Raw genomic sequence first — 18,376 nt, forward strand, 5'->3', positions numbered from 1 at the left:
CATGTCCCCTCCGCTGCGCCTTATCGAAACCTCGCCCACGCTGCCGGCCTCGGCCGACGTCGTCGTGATCGGCGGCGGCATCATCGGCGTCTTTACCGCGTACTACCTCGCCCGGCGCGGCATGTCGGTCGCGCTGGTCGAGAAGGGCCGCATCGGTGCCGAGCAGTCGAGCCGCAACTGGGGCTGGTGCCGGCAGCAGAACCGCGACGCGCGCGAATTGCCGATGGCGAGCAAGAGCATCGACCTGTGGGAACGATTCGCCGCCGAATCCGGCGAAGACACGGGCTTTCATCGCTGCGGGCTGCTGTATCTGAGCAATGACGAGGCCGAGCTGTCCCGCTGGGCCAGCTGGGGCGACTTCGCGAAGACCGCGGGCGTGACGACGTACATGCTCGACAGCAAGCAGGCCGGCGAGCGCGGGCGCGTGACGGGCCGGCAGTGGAAGGGCGGCGTGTTCTCGCCGACCGACGGCACGGCCGACCCGGGCAAGGCCGCGCCGGCCGTGGCGGCAGCACTGATGAAGCTGGGCGGCAGCGTCCACCAGCACTGTGCTGCGCGCGGGATCGAACTCGAGGGCGGGCGCGTCGGCGGCGTGGTCACCGAGGCCGGCGTCATCAGGACGAAGACGGTCGTGCTCGCCGGCGGCGCGTGGGCGTCGTCGTTCTGCCGCCAGCTCGGCATCCGCTTTCCGCAGGCGTCGATCCGTCAGTCGATCCTGAGCGTGTCGCCCGTCGAACAGCGCTTGCCGGATGCGCTGTACACCTCCGGCGTGTCCGTCACGCGCCGCGACGACGGACGCTACGCACTGGCCATCAGCGGCCGCGCGCGCGTGGACGTGACGCCGCAGTTCCTGCGGTTCGCCCCGCAGTTCGTGCCGATGTTCGCGAAGCGCTGGCGCAATCTGCTGCCGGGCGGCCTCGAGGGCATGCGCGGCGGCCACGAAACGCTCAAGCGGTGGCGGCTCGATGCGCCGACCCCGATGGAGGCGGTGCGCATCCTCGATCCGAAGCCCGACATGCCGACCGTCACCGAAACCTATCGTCGTGCCGTCGAACTGCTGCCCGAACTGCGCGAAGCCACGATCACGCACGCATGGGCCGGGTACGTCGACAGCACGCCGGACGGCGTCCCGGGTATCGGCGAAGTGCCGGGCGTGCCGGGATTGATCCTGGCGGCAGGCTTTTCCGGACACGGTTTCGGCATTGGCCCCGGCGCCGGTCACCTGATCGCGGATCTCGCCACCGGGGCGCCGCCGATCGTGGACCCGGTACCGTATCAGCCGGGCCGGTTCGCCGATTCCGCCTGGGGCAAGGTTGCCGATTTCTAGTGTGAGGCCGTCTCGCGGACGACGGTGGCGGCCTCCGGGCTTCCGCCGTTCGCCGGCGCATGGTATCGATTCAAGGACACCCCGCAATGCATTCACCCATCGATTCACCGGTTCGTCACCTGATGGAAGCCGGCAGGCTGGAGCGCTTCTTCATCGACGGCGACTGGGTCTTGCCTGACGGCGGCGACCGGTTCGCGGTCGTCAGCCCGTCCACCGAAGACACGCTGTGCGAGATCCCGCTCGGCAATGCACGCGACGCCGACCGCGCGGTGCAGGCCGCGCGCAATGCTTTCGAGCGCTGGGCCGCGACTTCGCCGCAGCAACGCGCCGCACTGCTCGACCGCGTTCACGCGTTGATGCTGGAGCGTGCCGAACGTTTCGCGCTCGCACTCGCGATGGAAATGGGCGCGCCGATCAATTACGCACGCGGCGCCCATGTGCCGCTCGCGGCCGAACATATCCGCGTCGCGCGCGACAATCTGGCCAGTTACCCGTTCCTGACGCGGCGCGGGACGACCGCGATCGTGCGCGAGCCGATCGGCGTGTGCGCGCTGATCACACCGTGGAACTGGCCGATCTATCAAATCACGGCGAAGGTCGGCCCGGCGCTCGCGGCAGGCTGCACGGTGGTGTTGAAACCCAGCGAGCTGTCGCCGCTCAGCGCGTTGCTGTTTGCCGAAGTGATCGCCGATGCGGGCGTGCCCGCCGGCGTGTTCAACCTGGTGAGCGGCAGCGGAACCGAAGTGGGCGCGGCGCTCGCGTCGCACCCGCAGGTCGACATGGTGTCGATCACCGGCTCGACGCGTGCCGGCGTGCTGGTCGCGCAGGCCGCGGCGCCGACCGTCAAGCGCGTCGCGCAGGAACTTGGCGGCAAGTCGCCGAACATCGTATTGCCCGATGCGGACCTGTCGCGCGCCATCGCGCCGGGCGTTGCCGCCGCGTTCCGCAACATGGGCCAGTCGTGCAGCGCGCCGACCCGGATGATCGTGCCGCGCAGCGTGCTGGGCCGCGTCGAGGCGCTGGCCGTCGCGGCAACGCAGCAGCTGGTCGTCGGCGATCCGTTCGCCGACACGACGACGCATGGTCCGCTGGCCAATCGCGCGCAGTTCGGCCGGGTCGCGCAGATGATCGACGCGGGCCTCGACGAACGGGCGAAACTGATCGCCGGCGGCCCCGGGCGGCCGGCGGGATTCGACCGCGGCTTTTATGCGCGGCCAACCGTGTTTTCCGACGTCCGCACCGACATGGCGATCGCGCAGCAGGAGATCTTCGGTCCGGTCCTCGCGATCCTGCCTTACGATACCGTCGACGAGGCCGTCGCCATCGCGAACGATACGGTCTATGGGCTCGGCGCACATGTGCAGGGCACCGACAAGGAACGCGTGCGCGCGGTGGCCGCGCGCCTGCGCTCGGGGCAGGTCCATCTGAACTACCCGGCGTGGGATCCTCAGGCGCCGTTCGGCGGGTACAAGCAGTCGGGCAACGGCCGCGAGTACGGGATCGAAGGGATGGAGGAGTACATGGAGGTCAAGTCGATCGTGGGTTTTGACGATTGACGCAGCCGCTGCGCGCGAGCGCGGCCGCAGTACAGAATGGAAGCCGTCTACTTTCCGAAGGTGCCGACATTGGATAATCCCGATTTCCCCGAGACGTCCCTGAAAGCCCATTGCGCACACTGGGCGACCTTGCGTCGCGACCTGCATGCGCATCCCGAGTTGCGGTTCGAGGAATACAGGACGGCCGACGTCGTCGCCCGCGAGCTTGAAGATCTCGGCTATGCGGTGTCGCGCGGGCTGGGCGGCACGGGCGTCGTCGCGAGCCTGCCGGGTGCGGACCCGGGCCGCGGAATCGTGCTCCGCGCGGACCTGGATGCGTTGCCGATCCAGGAGGCCAACGACTTCGCGCACGCATCGGGCGCGCAAGGCGTCATGCATGCGTGCGGGCATGACGGGCATACCGTCATGCTGCTCGGCGCCGCGCGCATCCTGAAAGACCTGCCGCAGTTGCCGGGCACCGTGCATTTCGTGTTTCAGCCCGGGGAAGAGGGCGGCGCGGGCGCGCGCAAGATGATCGACGACGGGCTGTTCGAGCAATGTCCGACGGAAGCCGTGTTCGGCATGCACAACTGGCCCGGTTTGCCGGCCGGGCAGTTCGGGTTGCGCACCGGCGCCATCATGGCGGCCGGATGTCGCTTCAGGATCACGGTGACGGGCAAGGGCGCGCATGCGGCGCAGCCGCACCTGGGCATCGACCCCGTGCCGCTCGCCTGTTCGATGGTGCTGCAGTGTCAGACCATTGCAGCGCGGCACAAGGATCCGGTGGACCCCGCCGTCATTTCCGTCTGCATGTTCCATGCGGGCACGACGGACAACGTCATTCCGGACAGCGCCGAGTTGCGCGGGACGATCCGCACGCTGTCGTCGGCACTGCAGCAACAGTTGCAGCGCGACGTCCGGCTCGTGTGCGAAGGGCTGGCCGCGGCTTATGGTGCGCACGTCGACATCGAGTTCTTTCAGTACTATCCGGCGACGGTCAACACGCCGGCCGAGACCGCACTCTGCGAAGCGGTGATTCGCGACACGTTCGGCGACGAACGCCTTCACCCCGACGTGCCGCCGAACATGACGTCCGAAGACTTCGGCTTCATGCTGGAGGAGCGCCCGGGCGCGTACGTGCTGATCGGCAACGCGCCGGCGGGAGCGGCCGCGCCGGCGCTGCATCACCCGACGTACGATTTCAACGACGACATCATTCCGGCTGGCGTTCGCTACTGGGTCGCCCTGGCACAGCGTTACTTCACGCGATCGTCGTGAGTGCGTGCCGCAACGGCGGGCGACGTCGAATCCAATCCGGCTGAAACCGCGCGATTCGCAGGCGCTCGTACCGCGGAGACTCGAATATCGTCGGTCCGAGGTTGCCCGCGAAACGCGCGAGGCAGGCGCTTTCGTGCATGCCGACCGCGCGCGCCGGTTGCTCGACCTTCGGCAGGTCGTTCAGCGAACGCGGTGGACGGCGAATCGCCGTGCGCACGAACCAGGACTGAAGTGGTCCGAAGCGATCAGGCAAGTCCGTGCGCAAGCAACGAGCGTGTCAAGCCGGAGAGGTCTCCGCAGTTTCCGGTGGCCCGTCTTCACTATTCACGATATTCGTGTTCGTGCATGTGTTCATGCTCGTGCTCGTGTTCGCGCCACGGATCACGTTCACGTGGATGACGATGCATCCACGCCTCGTGCTCCCAGTAACGATGGCCGTCCCAGTAGCGGTCGCCGTGCATGCCAATCGTGACCGACACACCCGGCGCCGGGGCGGGCTCCTCGTACCTCGGTGGCGGTACGACGTAGGTTTGCGCGAAGGCCGTGCCGGCCGCGACGAGCGCGCCGCCTGCCACGAGTGTCGCCAGAATTCGGCGGTTTGCAATGGTCATGGGCTTCATAGCGCTGTCCTCCATTCAATACCCGAGAACGCGCACGATTCGTTCCCAAACGGAGCGGCGGCGCTTCGTTGCTATGTCAACCACGCCACCCGCGTCGCTTCGCAGCCAGCACCGATCCGGCGGCACGCACGACGTCATCGTCGCTGCGGATTTGACATGCAATCGCTTCGAGGCACAGTGCGACACTTAAAGGGAAGGAGTGCAGAGCATGATGACGCGAAGCGTACGCACACGCGGACAAGGTATACGGCGCACTCGTCATTTCGGTTCCGATCCGACAAAGGAACACTTACATCGGATTGAAACGAAATGGAGGGAAACGGGGAAAAGTCTGACCAGGAGGAATCGAATTTGCGATCGAGGGGCGTGAAAATCCCCCGTTCCTGCCATGCCCGTGTCGGGTCGAATTCGCTTCTATCCGAAGGGAAAGCCCTGCGCCGCGTTGCGAGAAGGCGCGCACTCGTCGGGATCACGGTTCTCCGCATCAGGCCGCCCGGCGCAGAGGCGGCGAGTCATTGCGTCAAGGAAAGACGCGCCATGTCGTCGTCTTTCTCGGTTACGCATCCACGTGCAGACGGCATAGGTGTTGCTCATTTCGCTGGCGGTGTCCGCCGCCGTGAACGCAAGCATGGCGTCACGATGGAACTGATGCGCGTCCGTAACCGGCTATCTCGTGCTCATGTCAATTCAATGGATACGTCCGCCGAACAGACCGAGCAGCCCGATGATGATCAGGTAGAGCGCAACGATGTAATTCAGCAGGCGCGGTACCACGAGGATGAGAATGCCGGCGATCAGCGAAACCAGCGGGCCGGCGCTAGTGACGATATTCATGCTTCCTCCGCAAGATTGGCAACGAGTGGCCACAGCCTGCTTTGCCTCCGCCACCCGTTACAGACGCGCGAGCCTGGCGAGCGTCCAGCCTTCGACCGTCAACTCGCTGGCCACAAGCGCGAACGCTTCAGCCGACGCAAGCGCCGTGCCTGCACCGACGTTTTCGTCGCGATTCGCTCAGCGTGCCGGACGGGCATTCGCAGTTCCCGCATCCGTCAGTTTCAAGGAGCAACGTCATGAACAGAGATCAGGTAAAGGGCCGCCTCAGGGAAGCAAAGGGCAAACTGAAGGAGCTGGTTGGCAAGGTCGTGGGAAATCCAACGGACAGATTGACGGGCAAGGCCGAACAGATCGTCGGCAAGACACAGGCATCATTCGGCGATGCGAAGGAGCGACTCAAGAAGCGGCAATAGAGCCTGACCGGGGAGACATCGAACTGGAAGCCATGGGCACTGGCTTCGCTCAATGCAGGTCAGGCGGTAAGTAATGAACCCCGAATTGCTCCGCCAGTTGGGCGAGCCGCCGATCGCGCGTCCAGAGCCACGTGCTCGGGGTCAACAGCACCGACGCCAGCAGCGTGCAATCCACTGCGCCGCATCCGCGCCCATACAGCCGTTCCCGCTCGATCCAGTCCGCTACTTCGGCTGGCGTCGCGAGCCGCGTTTGGCGCAATAACGCGAGATCTCCCAGCGTTCGGGCCCGCGGTTCGGGGGCGTCCCGCACGTCAGCTCGAGTATCACCAATGGATGCGTCAAGACGTCATCGACACGCAGCAGCTGGATAAGCGCTGGTAGCGGTCGCCGGAAATGCTCGACCCAGACCGATGTGTCGATCAGAACGCTCATCGGGTAGCCGCCTCCGGGTTACGGCGTGGCACATCCGGCATGTCCGGGGCGCGACCGCCAAGCGCGGCTAGGCGTTGTCCGGCCTGGACACGCACGAACGTTTCGAGTGCAGCCCGGAACAGCTCGGCCGGCGGCATGCCCGGCTCGGCGAGTTCGAGGGCGCGCGCATAGAGCGCGTCGTCGACGGTAACAGTAGTACGCATGATGACTCCTTTGATACCTTTATGCATCAATTTTAGCATCAATTCGGCAGCGGTCCAGTCGTTGATAAAAACGCCATGCCAGAATTTTTCACTTTCAACCGCGGCAGTTTTGTGGGCCCGGGCCCGGGTCAGTCCGCCGAAAACCCGTTCACACAACGGCACTGTTTACGTACGGGGAACCGCTCATGGCAGCGAACTCACCGATCTCCGTTCAAGCAACGCTGAATACGCGATATCGAAAGCTCGAATACTTGGTTGGGCACGCAAGGATGCTTCGCTAGTATCCAACGCTCCCATGCGAGCAGGAACCGGAAGGTTCCCGGTTGCGCCGCCCGTTGCGGCATTTCGCGACTTTCCAACGGCTTACATGTCTCCCCACTTGAATCCCGACGGCACGGCCGGCGACGTCACGCGCCGGCTGGCCGCAGCGATCGCGTGCGCCGAGCCCGCGCGCAATCCGCCCGCCATCGCTGCCGCGCGGCGCGGCCTGCTCGACTTCCTTGCCGCCGCGTTCGCCGGCGCTCGCGACAACGGTTACCGCAAGCTGCTGGCGGCGTGCGGTCGCGATTCGACCGGCGCCGCAGCGGTGATCGGCAGTGCGATACCGGCGTCGCCGCAACATGCCGCGCTGCTCAACGGCTATGCAGGCCATGCGCTCGATTACGACGACGTGCACAGCAGCGTGCGCGGCCATCCCGGCACCGTGCTGCTGCCGGCGTTGCTCGCGCTCGCGCAGGTGCGCGCACGCAGCGCGCTCGAACTGCTCGACGCCTACGTCGTCGGCGTCGAGACGATGGCGCGGATCGGTCTCGCGCTCGGCAGCCGCCACTACGAACTCGGTTTCCACAACACGGCGACGCTCGGCACGCTCGGCGCGGCCGCCGCCGCGGCGCGTCTGATCGGGCTCGATGCGGCGGCCACCGAAAACGCGCTCGGCATCGCCGCGACGCAATCGGCCGGGCTGCGCCTGCAGTTCGGCAGCGAGATCAAGCCGTTGCACGCGGGCCTTGCCGCGCGCGCCGGGCTGTTCGCCGTGGCGCTCGCCGAGGCCGGATTGACCGGCGCACCGGGCGCACTCGACGGCCCGGAAGGATTCTTCGCCGTGTTCGGCGGCGGCGCGTCGCAGCCGGCGCGCGTGCTGGCCGACTGGGGCGCGCCGTGGCAGATCGTGTCGCCCGGCCTGTACTTCAAGCCGTGGCCGTGCTGCACGGCGACCCATTACGCCGTGCAGGCCGCGCTCGATCTGCGCGAGCGCCACCGCATCGCGCCGGCGGACATCGAGGGCATCGTGGTCACGTTCCCGCCGGGCGGCGACACGCCGCTGTCGGACCGACTGCCGGCCACCGGCCTCGAAGCGCGCTTCAGCGTGGAATACGCGGTGGCCGCCGCACTGACGGACGGGCCGCCCGGCGTCGCGACGTTCGCCGACGTGCCCGTGCGCGACGACCTGATCGCGCTCGCCGCACGCGTGACGCGGCGCCACGATGCCGCGGCGCCGCGCGCGTCGACCGATCCCGCCACGCGCTTCTCGGTCGTCGAGATTGCGCTGCGCAACGGCGACACGCTTCGGCAACGCACCGAACGCCTCGTCGGTGCCGACGACCTTGCCGCGAAGTTCGCGGACGCGACCGCCCACGATCCCGCACTCGCGTTCGTCCCGGAACTGATCGATACGATGCGAAGCACGGCCGATCTTGCCCGACTTTTCCACACCTTTACGTCGCTTCAATCATGAGCACCGAACGCAGCACACCTTCCCGCCGCCAGATGCGCCTCGGGTTGTTCCTCCAGGGCGCAGGACACCACGTCGCCGGCTGGCGCCATCCCGATGCCGAATCCGGCAGCGAGAACTTCGATCTGCTGCGCCGCGTCGTGCAGACCGCCGAGCGCGCGAAGTTCGACATGGTCTTCCTGGCCGACGGCTTGACGAGCGGCCCCGACGCGCATCCGTCGATGGCGATGCGCTTCGAGCCGCTGAGCCTGCTGTCGGCGCTCGCGATGCATACGCGGCACATCGGCCTTGCGGCGACCGCGTCCACGACGTACAGCGAGCCTTACCATATCGCGCGCGTGTTCGCATCGCTCGACCACCTGAGCGGCGGGCGCGCGGCCTGGAACGTCGTGACGACTTCGTATGACCGCACCGCCGCGAATTTCACGCGCGGCAATCATCCGGATCACGCGCAGCGCTACGAGATGGCCGGCGAATTCGTCGATGTCGTGAAGGGGCTGTGGGACAGCTGGGACGACGACGCGCTCGTCAGGGACAAGGCGCGCGGCGTGTATTTCGACCCGGCGAAGGTGCACACGCTCGATCACGCCGGACGCTTCTTCAACGTGAGGGGGCCGCTCAACGCGTCGCGCCCGCCGCAGGGCCATCCGGTCGTGATTCAGGCCGGCTCGTCGGGCCCCGGCCAGGAGCTTGCCGCGCGTACCGCGGAAGTCGTGTTCACCGCGCAGCAGACGCTCGAGGAAGCGCAGGCCTTCTATCGCGACCTGAAGGGTCGGCTCGCGGCATACGGCCGCGCCGAGGACGCGCTTGCCGTGATGCCGGGCGTATTTCCGGTGATCGGCCGCACCGAGCAGGAGGCCAAGGACAAGTATGCGCAGCTCCAGCAATGGACGGATACGTCGGGCGCGCTGACGCTGCTGTCCGACCGTCTCGGCCACGACGTGTCGAAGTATCCGCTCGACGGCCCGCTGCCCGACCTGCCCGAATCCGATCAGCTGAAGAGCCGCGCGAAGCTGCTCACCGATCTCGCGCGCCGCGAGAACCTCACGCTGCGCGAACTCTACTATCTCGTCGCCGGCGCGCGCGGGCACCGGATCGTGTGGGGCACGCCGACGCAGGTCGCCGACGCGCTCGAGGAGTGGTTCGACGGCGGCGCCGCGGACGGCTTCAACATCATGCCGCCGTATTTCCCGGGCGGACTCGACGATTTCGTCGCGCATGTCGTGCCGGAACTGCAACGGCGCGGCCTGTTCCGCACCGAATACGAAGGCACGACGCTGCGCGACCATCTCGGGCTCGCGCGCCCGCCGAGCCGCTACGCAGTGCGTTGAGTCAGACCGCGAAGCGCGTCAGGTCGAGTGCGATCGGCGCGCTGTCGCGGCTTGCGTGCGGGCTGCCGGCCGGGCCGAGCGTATGCGCGAGGAAGGCCCGCGTGCGCGGGCTTTGCGGCGCGCGGAACAGCTGCGTGGCCGACCCGTGCTCGACGATCACGCCCGCCTCGGTGAAATAGACGACGTCGCTGATTTCCTCGGCGAAGCGCATCTCGTGCGTGACGAGCACGCAGGTCATGCCGTCGCGCACGAGATCGCGAATCACCGACAGCACGTCGCCGACGGTTTCCGGGTCGAGCGCGGACGTCACCTCGTCGAACAGGATCAGGTCGGGCTGCATCGCGAGCGCGCGGGCGATCGCGACGCGCTGCTGCTGGCCGCCCGACAGCTCGCCGGGGTAGGCGTGCGCCTTGTCCGCGAGACGCACGCGTTCGAGCAGCGCGTGTGCGGTGCGCACCGCATCGTTGCGATCGCGGCCGAGAATCCGGACCGGGGCGACGACGAGGTTGTCGAGCACGCTCAGGTGCGGAAACAGGTTGTATTGCTGGAACACGAAGCCGACCCGCTTGCGCAGCGCGATTTCGTCGCGCTCCGATGCGAGCAGGTCGACCCGCGTGCCGTCGACCTCGATCAGGCCGCGCTGCGGCCGCAACAGCCCGGTGATGCAACGCAGGATCGTCGATTTGCCGGAGCCGGACGGGCCGATGATGGACACGGCCTGGCCGCGGTGCACGTCGAGATCGATGCCGCGCAGCACGGGCGTCGTACCGTAGGACAGGTGCACGTCGCGCAGGCGGACGAGCGGCTCGTCCGCGCCGCGCGGAGTTTCAGTGGAATGCATGACGTCTTTCGAGAAGGCGGGTGAAACGGGCGATCGGGTAGCAGTACGCGAAAAACAGGCCGAGTACCGTGAAATAGACGACGACGGTGAAGTCGGCTCGCGCGACGGTGTTGCTCGCGACCTGCGCGGTGTCGAGCAGGTCGTGCACGCCGACCAGCGACGCGAGCGCGGTGGCCATCGCGATGCTCGCATACAGGTTCATCCACGGCGGCAGCATGCGGCGTACGCATTGCGGCAGGATGATCCAGCGGAACACTTGCGCGCGGCTGAACGCGAGCGAGCGTGCGGCGTCCCACTGCGCATGCGGAATCGACTGGATCGCGCCGCGGAAGATTTCCGCGAAGTTCGCGCTCGCGGGCAGCGCGAGGCCGAGCGTTACCTTGAACCAGTCCGGAAACGGCAGCGACGCATGGCCGAACCTGATTTCGAACGGGAACACGTAGGTCGAAAAATAGATCAGCACGAGCAGCGGCGCGTTGCGGAACAACTGCACGTACGCGCGCGCCAGCACGCGCGCGATGCCGAGCCGCGACAGCGTCAGCGGGCCGAGTACGAGGCCGGCGAGCGTGCCGATCGCGATCGCGATCGCGCTGATGCCGATGTTGACCAGCATCGCCTTGCCGAGCGCTGGCAGCCACGTGGCGAGCGCGACGAGGGTCGGGTGACGGCGGCCCGCGCCGGCCAGCGCGACGACGGCCAGCGCGGCCAGGGTTGCCGCGACGGCGCGCCATCGCACGAGGCGTGCGGGCTGCGCGTGCAAGTCAATGGCCATAGCCGGGTATCCTCAGGCGGTGTTCCAGCCAACGTCCCGCGAAGTTGACCGTGAACGTGAGCGCGCCGAAGAAGAGCAGGATCAGGATCATCAACTCGAGCACATTGTCGCGTTGCGTCCAGATCATGATCGACGCATAGGTGACGTCGCCGACGGCGATCGCCGAGGCGACCGTCGTCATCTTCACGAGATCGACCAGGTTGTTGACGAGCGCGGGCAGCGCGAAGCGTATCGCGAGCGGCAGCTGCACGTGCCAGAGCCGCTGGCGGCGGCTGTAGCCGAGCGACTGCGCAGCCTCGAGCGTTGCGCGCGGTACCGCTTCGAGGCCGGCGCGCAGCGCTTCCGCATGGAACGCGCCCTTGTGCAGCGAGATCACGATGACGCTCCAGATGAACGGCGTCAGCGGATTGCCGCCCAGATTGCGCAGTGCGGCGCTGATCAGCATGTTGACGACGAGGAATGCACAGAACAATTGCACGAGCGTCGGCGTGTTGCGGGTGACCTCGACGAATGCGCGCGCGGGGCGCGCGAGCGCCGCGCTCGGCGACACCAGCAGCGCGGCGAGCACGACGCCGCAGGCGAGGCTGCCGACCGCGGTCGCGATCGACAGTTCGAGCGTCACGCCCATCCCGTGCACGAACGACGCGCGTTCGTCCGCGGCGAGCACGAAGCTGTAATCGAGGCCGAACTTGCGGAGCGCATCGACGGCGGCGGCCACCGTCATGTGCGCTGCGCCTTGAGCTTCGTGTGCAGGTCGAGCACGGCTTGCGACGGCGTCATGCCGTTCTTGCGCTCGACGTCGAGCAGCCAGCCGCTGCGGTGCCAATCCTGAACGATCCGGTCGAGCGCGCCCTGCGTGTCGGTCTCGCCCTTGCGGACCCAGATCACCGCCGGCGACGGAATCAGGTCGGTCGACAGCGGCGTCGTGTAGTCCTTCCAGTCGGGGTTGCGCGCGACGAGCATGCGCAACGTCGGCGCGACGTGCACGGCGGCCACGCAGTTGTTGCCGCGAAGTGCGAGCAGCGATTCCGGCTGGCCGCGGAAGGCCTTCACCTGCGCGCCGTATTCCGTCGCGAGCGGCTTCGTGTAGTTGCTGCCTTGCGACACGCAGACCGGCTTGCCGCGCAAGTCGGCCCAGGACTTGATACCGCTGTCCTTGCGCGCGATCAGCGCGCCGCCGATGGATTCGAACGGCGTCGGCGCATACGACAGTATCTCCGCGCGCTCCGTCGTCAGCTCCATGTTGGCGATCAGCGCGTCGACCTTGCCCTGCTGCAGGAACTGCACGCGGTTCGACGGCTGAACCGGTGTCAGCTCGACGTCGACACCGAGTCGTTTCGCGACGTCGTTCGCCAGATCGACGTTGAAGCCGACCGGCTTTTGCGTCGCGGGATCGAGCGAGCCGAACGGCGGGCCCGACAGGATCACGCCGATTGTGATCGTGTGACGTTGATGGATGCGATCGAGCGTGCTGTCCGCGCGGGCGACGCCGGAAAAAACGGAAAGGAGGGCGGCGACGCACAGCGCGTGGCCCGACGTAGTGCGAAACGATCGGCTGAACATGGGAAAGAGGAACGTTGTTTGAGCGACGCGGGGCGGCGCATCGCGCGCCCGGTTGTCGGGAGCTGGTATTTTCGGGATGTGGAACGCATCCAAGAACCAAGAAATTCTCATACCGTTATCTGGTCCTCAGATTTACGCAGAGGAAGGCGACGCTCTAGCGGCTGGAATGGCGATGCGGCGGAGGGTTTATGCAGGTTACCCACTCCGCCGCGCACGGCTTCGCAACCGCACGCTACGCTGACCGCCCGATTACCGTTTTGTAATCAAAGGCGCTTGCGCCCGCACGCAGCGATCCCTTGTCGCCGTTTGCCGGTAACATCGCCGGATGTCATCACGAAAGCGACGGAGCCGGCCATGCGTATCCTGATAGTCGAAGACGAACCGAAGACGGGCGCATACCTGAAGAAGGGGCTCGAGGAATCGGGCTTCAGCGTCGATCTCGCGAAGGACGGCGGCGAAGGGCTGACGCTCGCGCAGGAAGAGCGTTACGACGTGATCGTGCTCGACGTGATGCTGCCCGTGCTCGACGGCTGGGGTGTGCTCAAGCGGCTGCGCGACACGCATACGACGCCGGTGCTGTTCCTGACCGCGCGCGACGACGTGCAGGATCGCGTGCACGGCCTCGAACTCGGCGCCGACGACTACCTGGTGAAGCCGTTCGCGTTCGTCGAGCTGCTTGCCCGTATCCGCACGCTCGCGCGTCGCGGGCCGCCGCGCGAGACCGAACATCTGGCGGTCGGCGATCTGGAAATCGACGTGGTGCGCCGCCGCGTGAAGCGCGGCGCCACGCGCATCGACCTCACGCCGCGCGAATTCTCGCTGCTGCAGCTGCTCGCGCGCCGGCAGGGCGAGGTGCTGAGCCGCACGCAGATCGCATCGTACGTATGGGACATGAATTTCGACAGCGACACCAACGTCGTCGAGGTCGCGATCCGGCGCCTGCGCGCGAAGATCGACGACGCATTTCCGGTCAAGCTGATCCATACCGTGCGCGGCGTCGGCTACGTGCTCGAACCGAAGGACGACGCATGACGCGGCCGCGCTCGCTTGCCGCGACGCTCGCGCTCGCGTTCGCCGCGACCACGCTCGCCGCGTTCGCGCTGGTCGGCGCATACGTGTATGCGGGCCTCGAACGGCAGGTGAACACGCAGGACGACCTCGACATCGTGCTGGCCGCGCGCCACACGCGCCGGCTCGCGGGCGAGCTCGAGTCGCTCGATGCAGTCCGCACGCATGCCGAGCGCTTGACGAGCCAGGTGCTCGGCAACGAGGCGCTGTCGATGGCCGCCGTCGATGCGCGCGGCGACGTGCTCGCGCGCCACAACGTGCGGCTCGCCGCGCTCGACGATGCGCCTGCCGCCGCATCGGTTCCGCTGGCCGACGCGCAGCTGTTCGCGCCGCATGCGGCGCCGGTTCCGGCGGACGAGCGGATCACGGCCGACCGGCTGGTCACGTGGACGGCCGCCAACGGCACGCCGATGCGCGGCGTCGTGATCGAGGCCGCGCTCGGCGACCGCACGCCGATCCGCATCGCGATCGCGCGCAACATGCACGACCGCGCCGACCTGCTCGACGGCTACCGCGACCGGCTCGAGATCGCCGGCGGGCTCGGCGCGCTGTTCGCGCTGCTGCTCGGCTACTGGCTGATCCGCACGGCGCTCGCGCCGCTGCGCGAGATCGTCGACAACACCGGCCGGATCACCGTCGACAAGCTCGACACACGGCTCGACGCGTCGCGTGCACCGAGCGAGCTGCGCGCGCTCGTCGATGCGCAGAACGCGATGCTCGGCCGCCTGCAGCAGGCATTCGCGCACCTGTCGCAATTCAGCGCCGATCTCGCGCACGACCTGCGCACGCCGTTGAACAACATGCGCGGCGCCACTGAAGTCGCGCTCGCGCGGCCGCGTGCGGCCGACGAGTATCAGGCACTGCTCGAATCGAATCTCGAGGAATACGATCGTCTCGCGCGGATGATCGAGAACGTGCTGTTTCTCGCGCGCGCCGAGCATCCGAGCTTCGTCACGCGACAGCGCGCGTTCGACGTGCACGACGAACTCGAGCGCATCGCGGAGTATTTCGAGGGGCTCGCGGACGAAGCGGGCTCGACGTTGCGCGTCGAAGGGCGGGGGCAACTGACCGCCGACGTCGAGCTGTTTCGTCGCGCCGTCGGCAACCTGCTCGCGAACGCGCTGCGTTACACGCCCGCCGGCGGCGTCATTACGCTGAGTGTCGATGACGCCGCCGACGCGGTGCGCGTCGTCGTCGCGAATCCGGGCGAGCCGATCGATTCCGCGCTGCTGCCGCGGATCTTCGACCGGTTCGTGCGCGGCGATCCCGCCCGCAGCGGCGGGGCGCCGGGCGGCACGGCCGGGCTCGGCCTGGCGATCGTGCGCTCGGTGATGGAGCTGCACGGCGGCACCGCGCAGGTCGAAAGCGACGCGCGCGGCACGCGCTTCGTGCTCACGTTCAACCGGCCGTCGGCTGCGTGACCGCGGAGTCGGGTAACGCGGCGACCGGGCGTTTGTGCGTGCCGGTGTTCGATTCCTCATCCGCGCTCGCTTGCCAGCCGCCGCCCAGCGCCTTCAACAACCCGACCGCGGCCTCCATCCGGCGCGCGTCGATCTGATCGGCCGTGCGCCGGTTCGTCAGCGCGATCGTCTGCGCGGTCACCACGTCCAGATAGCTGACGGCGCCGGCGTTGAAGCGATTCGTCGTCAGCCGCAGCGACAGGTCGGCCGCGTCGGTCGCGCGCTGCTGGCTGCCGGCTTCGGACGCGAGCGCATCGAGCGTCGACAACTGATCCTCGACCTGCTGGAACGCGACGAGTACGGTCTGCCGGTAATCCGCGACCGCGCCGTCGTACTGCGCATGCGCGCCGCGCAGCGACGCGCTGCGGCGACCGCCGTCGAACAGCGTGCCGGCGAGTTGCGGGCCGAGCGACCAGAACAGGCTCGGCGCGGCGAGCCACGGCGCGAAGAACGAACTCTCGAGCCCTGCGCTCGCCGACAGCACGAGATCGGGAAAGAACGCGGCGCGCGCCTCGCCGATCTGTGCGTTCGCGGCCGCCACGCGGCGCTCGGCCGCCGCGATGTCGGGCCGCCGTTCGAGCAGTTCCGACGGCACGCCGGCCGGAATGGCCGGCACAAGGAACGCCTGCACACGCGGCGGCAGCGCGAACGTCGACGCGCTTTCGCCGACGAGCGTCGCGATCGCGTGCTGCAACTGCGCACGCGACGCGTCGATGTCGGTGTCCTGCGTGCGCGTCGATTCGAGTTGCGTCTCGGCTTGCGCGACCGCCGACGCATCGATCGCACCGGCTGCGAGCTGCTGCCTGAGCAGCGTCAGCGCGTTCGCGTATGCACGCACCGTGTCATCGAGCAACTGCTTCTGCGTATCGAGCGAGCGCAGCGCGAAATAATCGGTCGCGAGTTCGGCCGTGACCGACAGCTTCACGGCCTGCAGGTCGGCCGTGCTCGCGGCGGCGTTCGCCTGCGCGCCCGTCACCGCGTCGCGCACGCGGCCGAACACGTCGGGTTCCCAGCTCGCGGCGACGCCGGCCTGATAGTCGGGCGTCGTCTTGCCGGCGAGCGACGAGCCGAGCCGGTTCTGCGACACGCGCGCGCGGCTCTGCGCGGCGCCCGCCGTGATCGTCGGCAGAAACCCGGCGTGCTGGTAGTCGACCATCGCGCGTGCCTGTTGCAGATCGGCGACGGCTTTCTTCACCGTCTGGTTCGACACGTCGACGCGCGCTTCGAGCGCGTTCAGGTCGGCGTCGCCGAACACGGTCCACCACGCACCGCGCGCGGCCGCATCGGCCGGCATCGCGACGTGCCAGCCGGCCTGCGCGGCCGGTGCGCCCGCGTAGTGCGCGGGGACCGCGACGGCGGGCGGTGAATAGGGTGGCAACGTCGAGCACGCGGTCAACGTGGCCAATGCCGCGGCGGCGCCGAGCGCGACGGCGTGGCGGGCGAACGGGAGCGGGTGAGGAAGGCGCATGGCAGGTATCTCGTGAGTCGTCATCAATGGGTCAACCGCGGGCGGGCGCCGGAGCGGGCGTCGACGCGGCCGGCGCGGTGCCGGCCGCGCGCAGCGGCGGCGCGTCGCTGGCAATGGCCGCCACCCCTGTTTGCGCGGCCTGCGCGACCTGCGCGGACGAAGGGGACGAAGGGGACGAAGCGGCCACCGGAGCCGCGGCGCGCACGGTCGACACGATCTTCACGGCTTCGCCGGCCGTGATCGCATCGCCCGGGTTGTCGATCACGCGATCGGTCGCCGCGAGCCCCGCGACGATCTCCACGCGCGTGCCGAAATCGCGCCCGATCTGCACGGTCTTCAGCACGGTTCGCCCGTTCGTACCGACGGTGGCGACCGTCACGCCGTTCGGGCGGAACAACAGCGCACTGACCGGCAGGTCGAGCGCCGGCGCCGCGCTCGGCACGACGAGATGCGCCTGCGCATACGCACCGGGCATCAGCGCGCCGTCGCGGTTGTCGACGTCGATCTCGACGCGCAGCGTGCGCGTGACGGGATCGATCGCGCCCGCGGTGCGCGCGACACGCGCGGCAAAGCGTCGCCCCGGATACTGCTGCGTCGTCAGGTAGACGGAGGTGCCGGTCGATACGCCGGTCGCGCTGTCCTGCGGCACGTCGACGAACACGCGCAGCGTGTCCGTCTGTTCGAGATGGAACAGTTCCCCGGACAGGCCCGGGCTGCCCGGCGTGCCGCCCGCGGTGACCAGCGTGCCGACGTCGACGCTGCGCGCGGTGATCACGCCGTCGAACGGCGCGGTGACGGACTCGTACGACACGAGTTCGGCAAGGTGCGCGACGTTCGCCTGCGCGGACGCGAGCATCGCGCGCTTCGCGTTCATGTCCGCGACCTTCGTGTCGGTGTCCTGCTGCGAGACCGACTGCGTTTTCAGCATGTCCTGCCAGCGCTGCGCGGTCGATTTCGCGTAGTCGTAGTTCGCCTGCGCGCTCGCTTCGTCGGCGCGCGCCTGGCGCAATTGCGCGTCGAGATCGGGCGCCGAGATCTGCGCGAGCGTCTGGCCGGCCTTCACGTGCGTGCCGAGATCGACGCTCCAGTGCGCGATGTAGCCGCTCGTGCGCGCGTAGATCGATGCGTCCGCATAGGGCGCCACCGAACCTGGCAACGTCAGCGTCTGGTCGGCCGGCGCCGTGCCGGGCACGATGACCGACACCGGCAGCGCCTGTTGCGCGGCAACCTGTGCACGCTGCGCGGCGCGTGCATCGATACGCGGCACGATGCCGAGCGCGAGCAGCGCGGCGGCCAGCGCGACGGCCGCGACGGGCACGGCCAGCTTGCGGCCGCGGCGGGCCGGCGGGGTGTCGGGCGCGGCGCCGCGCGCGGCGGACGTCACGGCGGTGGCTGCTGTGGCCGCCTCGGCGGCGGGCGGCGGGGCGACGGGTTCGATCGAGTCGTTCATGATGGGTCCGGGGTCGGGCGAATCGAAGGATGATGAGAAGGGGCGGCCG

At 68.2% G+C, this 18,376-nt stretch carries 17 protein-coding genes and 1 pseudogene; 8 read left to right on the forward strand and 10 right to left on the reverse strand.

Translation table 11 applies throughout. The features are described 5' to 3' along the window. The first annotated feature begins 1 nt into the window (after position 1). The 3 genes from DIE17_RS13555 (at position 2) to DIE17_RS13565 (ending at position 4,140) form a co-directional block, all read left to right on the forward strand. On the forward strand, positions 2 to 1,327 hold the full coding sequence (locus DIE17_RS13555; RefSeq protein ID WP_124487269.1) for an FAD-binding oxidoreductase: 1,326 nt from the start codon (positions 2 to 4) through the stop codon (positions 1,325 to 1,327). A gap of 86 nt (positions 1,328 to 1,413) precedes the next feature. After that, the gene (locus DIE17_RS13560) at positions 1,414 to 2,883 is read left to right on the forward strand and encodes an aldehyde dehydrogenase family protein (protein WP_124920983.1); all 1,470 of its coding nucleotides are present in this window, start codon (positions 1,414 to 1,416) and stop codon (positions 2,881 to 2,883) included. A gap of 36 nt (positions 2,884 to 2,919) precedes the next feature. Then, positions 2,920 to 4,140 carry a M20 aminoacylase family protein gene (locus DIE17_RS13565; protein WP_409410395.1) on the forward strand — a complete coding sequence of 407 codons (1,221 nt, stop codon included), beginning with the start codon at positions 2,920 to 2,922 and terminating at the stop codon, positions 4,138 to 4,140. Between the two features lie 320 nt (positions 4,141 to 4,460). Here DIE17_RS13565 and DIE17_RS13570 read toward each other — a convergent pair whose 3' ends face one another. Together DIE17_RS13570 and DIE17_RS13575 are read right to left on the reverse strand one after the other, a co-directional pair. Continuing rightward, positions 4,461 to 4,760, reverse strand: coding sequence for a hypothetical protein (locus tag DIE17_RS13570; protein ID WP_044844263.1), 300 nt, complete (start codon positions 4,758 to 4,760; stop codon positions 4,461 to 4,463). Positions 4,761 to 5,447: 687 nt separating this feature from the next. Next, positions 5,448 to 5,594 (reverse strand): DUF3096 domain-containing protein, encoded by a 147-nt coding sequence (locus DIE17_RS13575; protein WP_082088472.1) that lies wholly within the window; start codon positions 5,592 to 5,594, stop codon positions 5,448 to 5,450. Between the two features lie 236 nt (positions 5,595 to 5,830). On the opposite strand from DIE17_RS13575, the gene DIE17_RS13580 reads away from it, so the two are divergent. Continuing rightward, complete coding sequence (locus tag DIE17_RS13580; protein ID WP_124487267.1) at positions 5,831 to 6,007, forward strand: CsbD family protein; 177 nt, start codon at positions 5,831 to 5,833, stop codon at positions 6,005 to 6,007. Positions 6,008 to 6,056: 49 nt separating this feature from the next. Here the strand turns inward: DIE17_RS13580 and DIE17_RS37940 are convergent. Both DIE17_RS37940 and DIE17_RS13590 read right to left on the reverse strand, forming a co-directional pair. Next, positions 6,057 to 6,439: pseudogene (locus DIE17_RS37940) on the reverse strand (type II toxin-antitoxin system VapC family toxin). Then, a complete protein-coding gene (locus tag DIE17_RS13590) occupies positions 6,436 to 6,642 on the reverse strand; it encodes a type II toxin-antitoxin system VapB family antitoxin (protein ID WP_124519954.1) in 207 nt (68 codons plus the stop codon). The pseudogene DIE17_RS37940 and the gene DIE17_RS13590 overlap by 4 nt, the downstream one beginning before the upstream one ends. 367 nt (positions 6,643 to 7,009) lie before the next feature. Here DIE17_RS13590 and DIE17_RS13595 point away from each other — a divergent pair, with 367 nt between their 5' ends. Together DIE17_RS13595 and DIE17_RS13600 are read left to right on the forward strand one after the other, a co-directional pair. Next, positions 7,010 to 8,377: an MmgE/PrpD family protein gene (locus DIE17_RS13595; protein ID WP_124920984.1), complete on the forward strand. Its 1,368-nt coding sequence runs from the start codon at positions 7,010 to 7,012 to the stop codon at positions 8,375 to 8,377. Beyond that, positions 8,374 to 9,705: an LLM class flavin-dependent oxidoreductase gene (locus tag DIE17_RS13600; RefSeq protein WP_124920985.1), complete on the forward strand. Its 1,332-nt coding sequence runs from the start codon at positions 8,374 to 8,376 to the stop codon at positions 9,703 to 9,705. The genes DIE17_RS13595 and DIE17_RS13600 overlap by 4 nt, the downstream gene beginning before the upstream one ends. Position 9,706: 1 nt before the next feature. Here DIE17_RS13600 and DIE17_RS13605 read toward each other — a convergent pair whose 3' ends face one another. The 4 genes from DIE17_RS13605 to DIE17_RS13620 are packed head-to-tail and all read right to left on the reverse strand — an operon-like array spanning position 9,707 to position 12,881. Further along, on the reverse strand, positions 9,707 to 10,546 hold the full coding sequence (locus DIE17_RS13605) for an amino acid ABC transporter ATP-binding protein (RefSeq protein WP_124519852.1): 840 nt from the start codon (positions 10,544 to 10,546) through the stop codon (positions 9,707 to 9,709). Beyond that, a complete protein-coding gene (locus DIE17_RS13610; protein ID WP_124920986.1) occupies positions 10,533 to 11,318 on the reverse strand; it encodes an amino acid ABC transporter permease in 786 nt (261 codons plus the stop codon). Before DIE17_RS13610 ends, DIE17_RS13605 begins: the two co-directional genes overlap by 14 nt. Further along, positions 11,308 to 12,042, reverse strand: coding sequence for an amino acid ABC transporter permease (locus DIE17_RS13615; protein WP_124920987.1), 735 nt, complete (start codon positions 12,040 to 12,042; stop codon positions 11,308 to 11,310). The genes DIE17_RS13610 and DIE17_RS13615 overlap by 11 nt, the downstream gene beginning before the upstream one ends. Further along, positions 12,039 to 12,881 carry a transporter substrate-binding domain-containing protein gene (locus DIE17_RS13620; protein WP_124529515.1) on the reverse strand — a complete coding sequence of 281 codons (843 nt, stop codon included), beginning with the start codon at positions 12,879 to 12,881 and terminating at the stop codon, positions 12,039 to 12,041. Before DIE17_RS13620 ends, DIE17_RS13615 begins: the two co-directional genes overlap by 4 nt. A gap of 354 nt (positions 12,882 to 13,235) precedes the next feature. On the opposite strand from DIE17_RS13620, the gene DIE17_RS13625 reads away from it, so the two are divergent. Both DIE17_RS13625 and DIE17_RS13630 read left to right on the forward strand, forming a co-directional pair. Beyond that, positions 13,236 to 13,913: a heavy metal response regulator transcription factor gene (locus tag DIE17_RS13625; RefSeq protein ID WP_027786146.1), complete on the forward strand. Its 678-nt coding sequence runs from the start codon at positions 13,236 to 13,238 to the stop codon at positions 13,911 to 13,913. After that, positions 13,910 to 15,370 (forward strand): heavy metal sensor histidine kinase, encoded by a 1,461-nt coding sequence (locus DIE17_RS13630; RefSeq protein ID WP_124646185.1) that lies wholly within the window; start codon positions 13,910 to 13,912, stop codon positions 15,368 to 15,370. Before DIE17_RS13625 ends, DIE17_RS13630 begins: the two co-directional genes overlap by 4 nt. Here DIE17_RS13630 and DIE17_RS13635 read toward each other — a convergent pair. Continuing rightward, a complete protein-coding gene (locus DIE17_RS13635; protein WP_124920988.1) occupies positions 15,348 to 16,877 on the reverse strand; it encodes an efflux transporter outer membrane subunit in 1,530 nt (509 codons plus the stop codon). The genes DIE17_RS13630 and DIE17_RS13635 overlap by 23 nt on opposite strands. A 31-nt stretch (positions 16,878 to 16,908) precedes the next feature. Further along, positions 16,909 to 18,327 (reverse strand): efflux RND transporter periplasmic adaptor subunit, encoded by a 1,419-nt coding sequence (locus tag DIE17_RS13640; protein ID WP_124920989.1) that lies wholly within the window; start codon positions 18,325 to 18,327, stop codon positions 16,909 to 16,911. Positions 18,328 to 18,376: the final 49 nt, after the last annotated feature.

Origin of the sequence: Burkholderia sp. Bp9099 (assembly GCF_003857805.1) — a bacterium.
GTDB lineage: Bacteria > Pseudomonadota > Gammaproteobacteria > Burkholderiales > Burkholderiaceae > Burkholderia.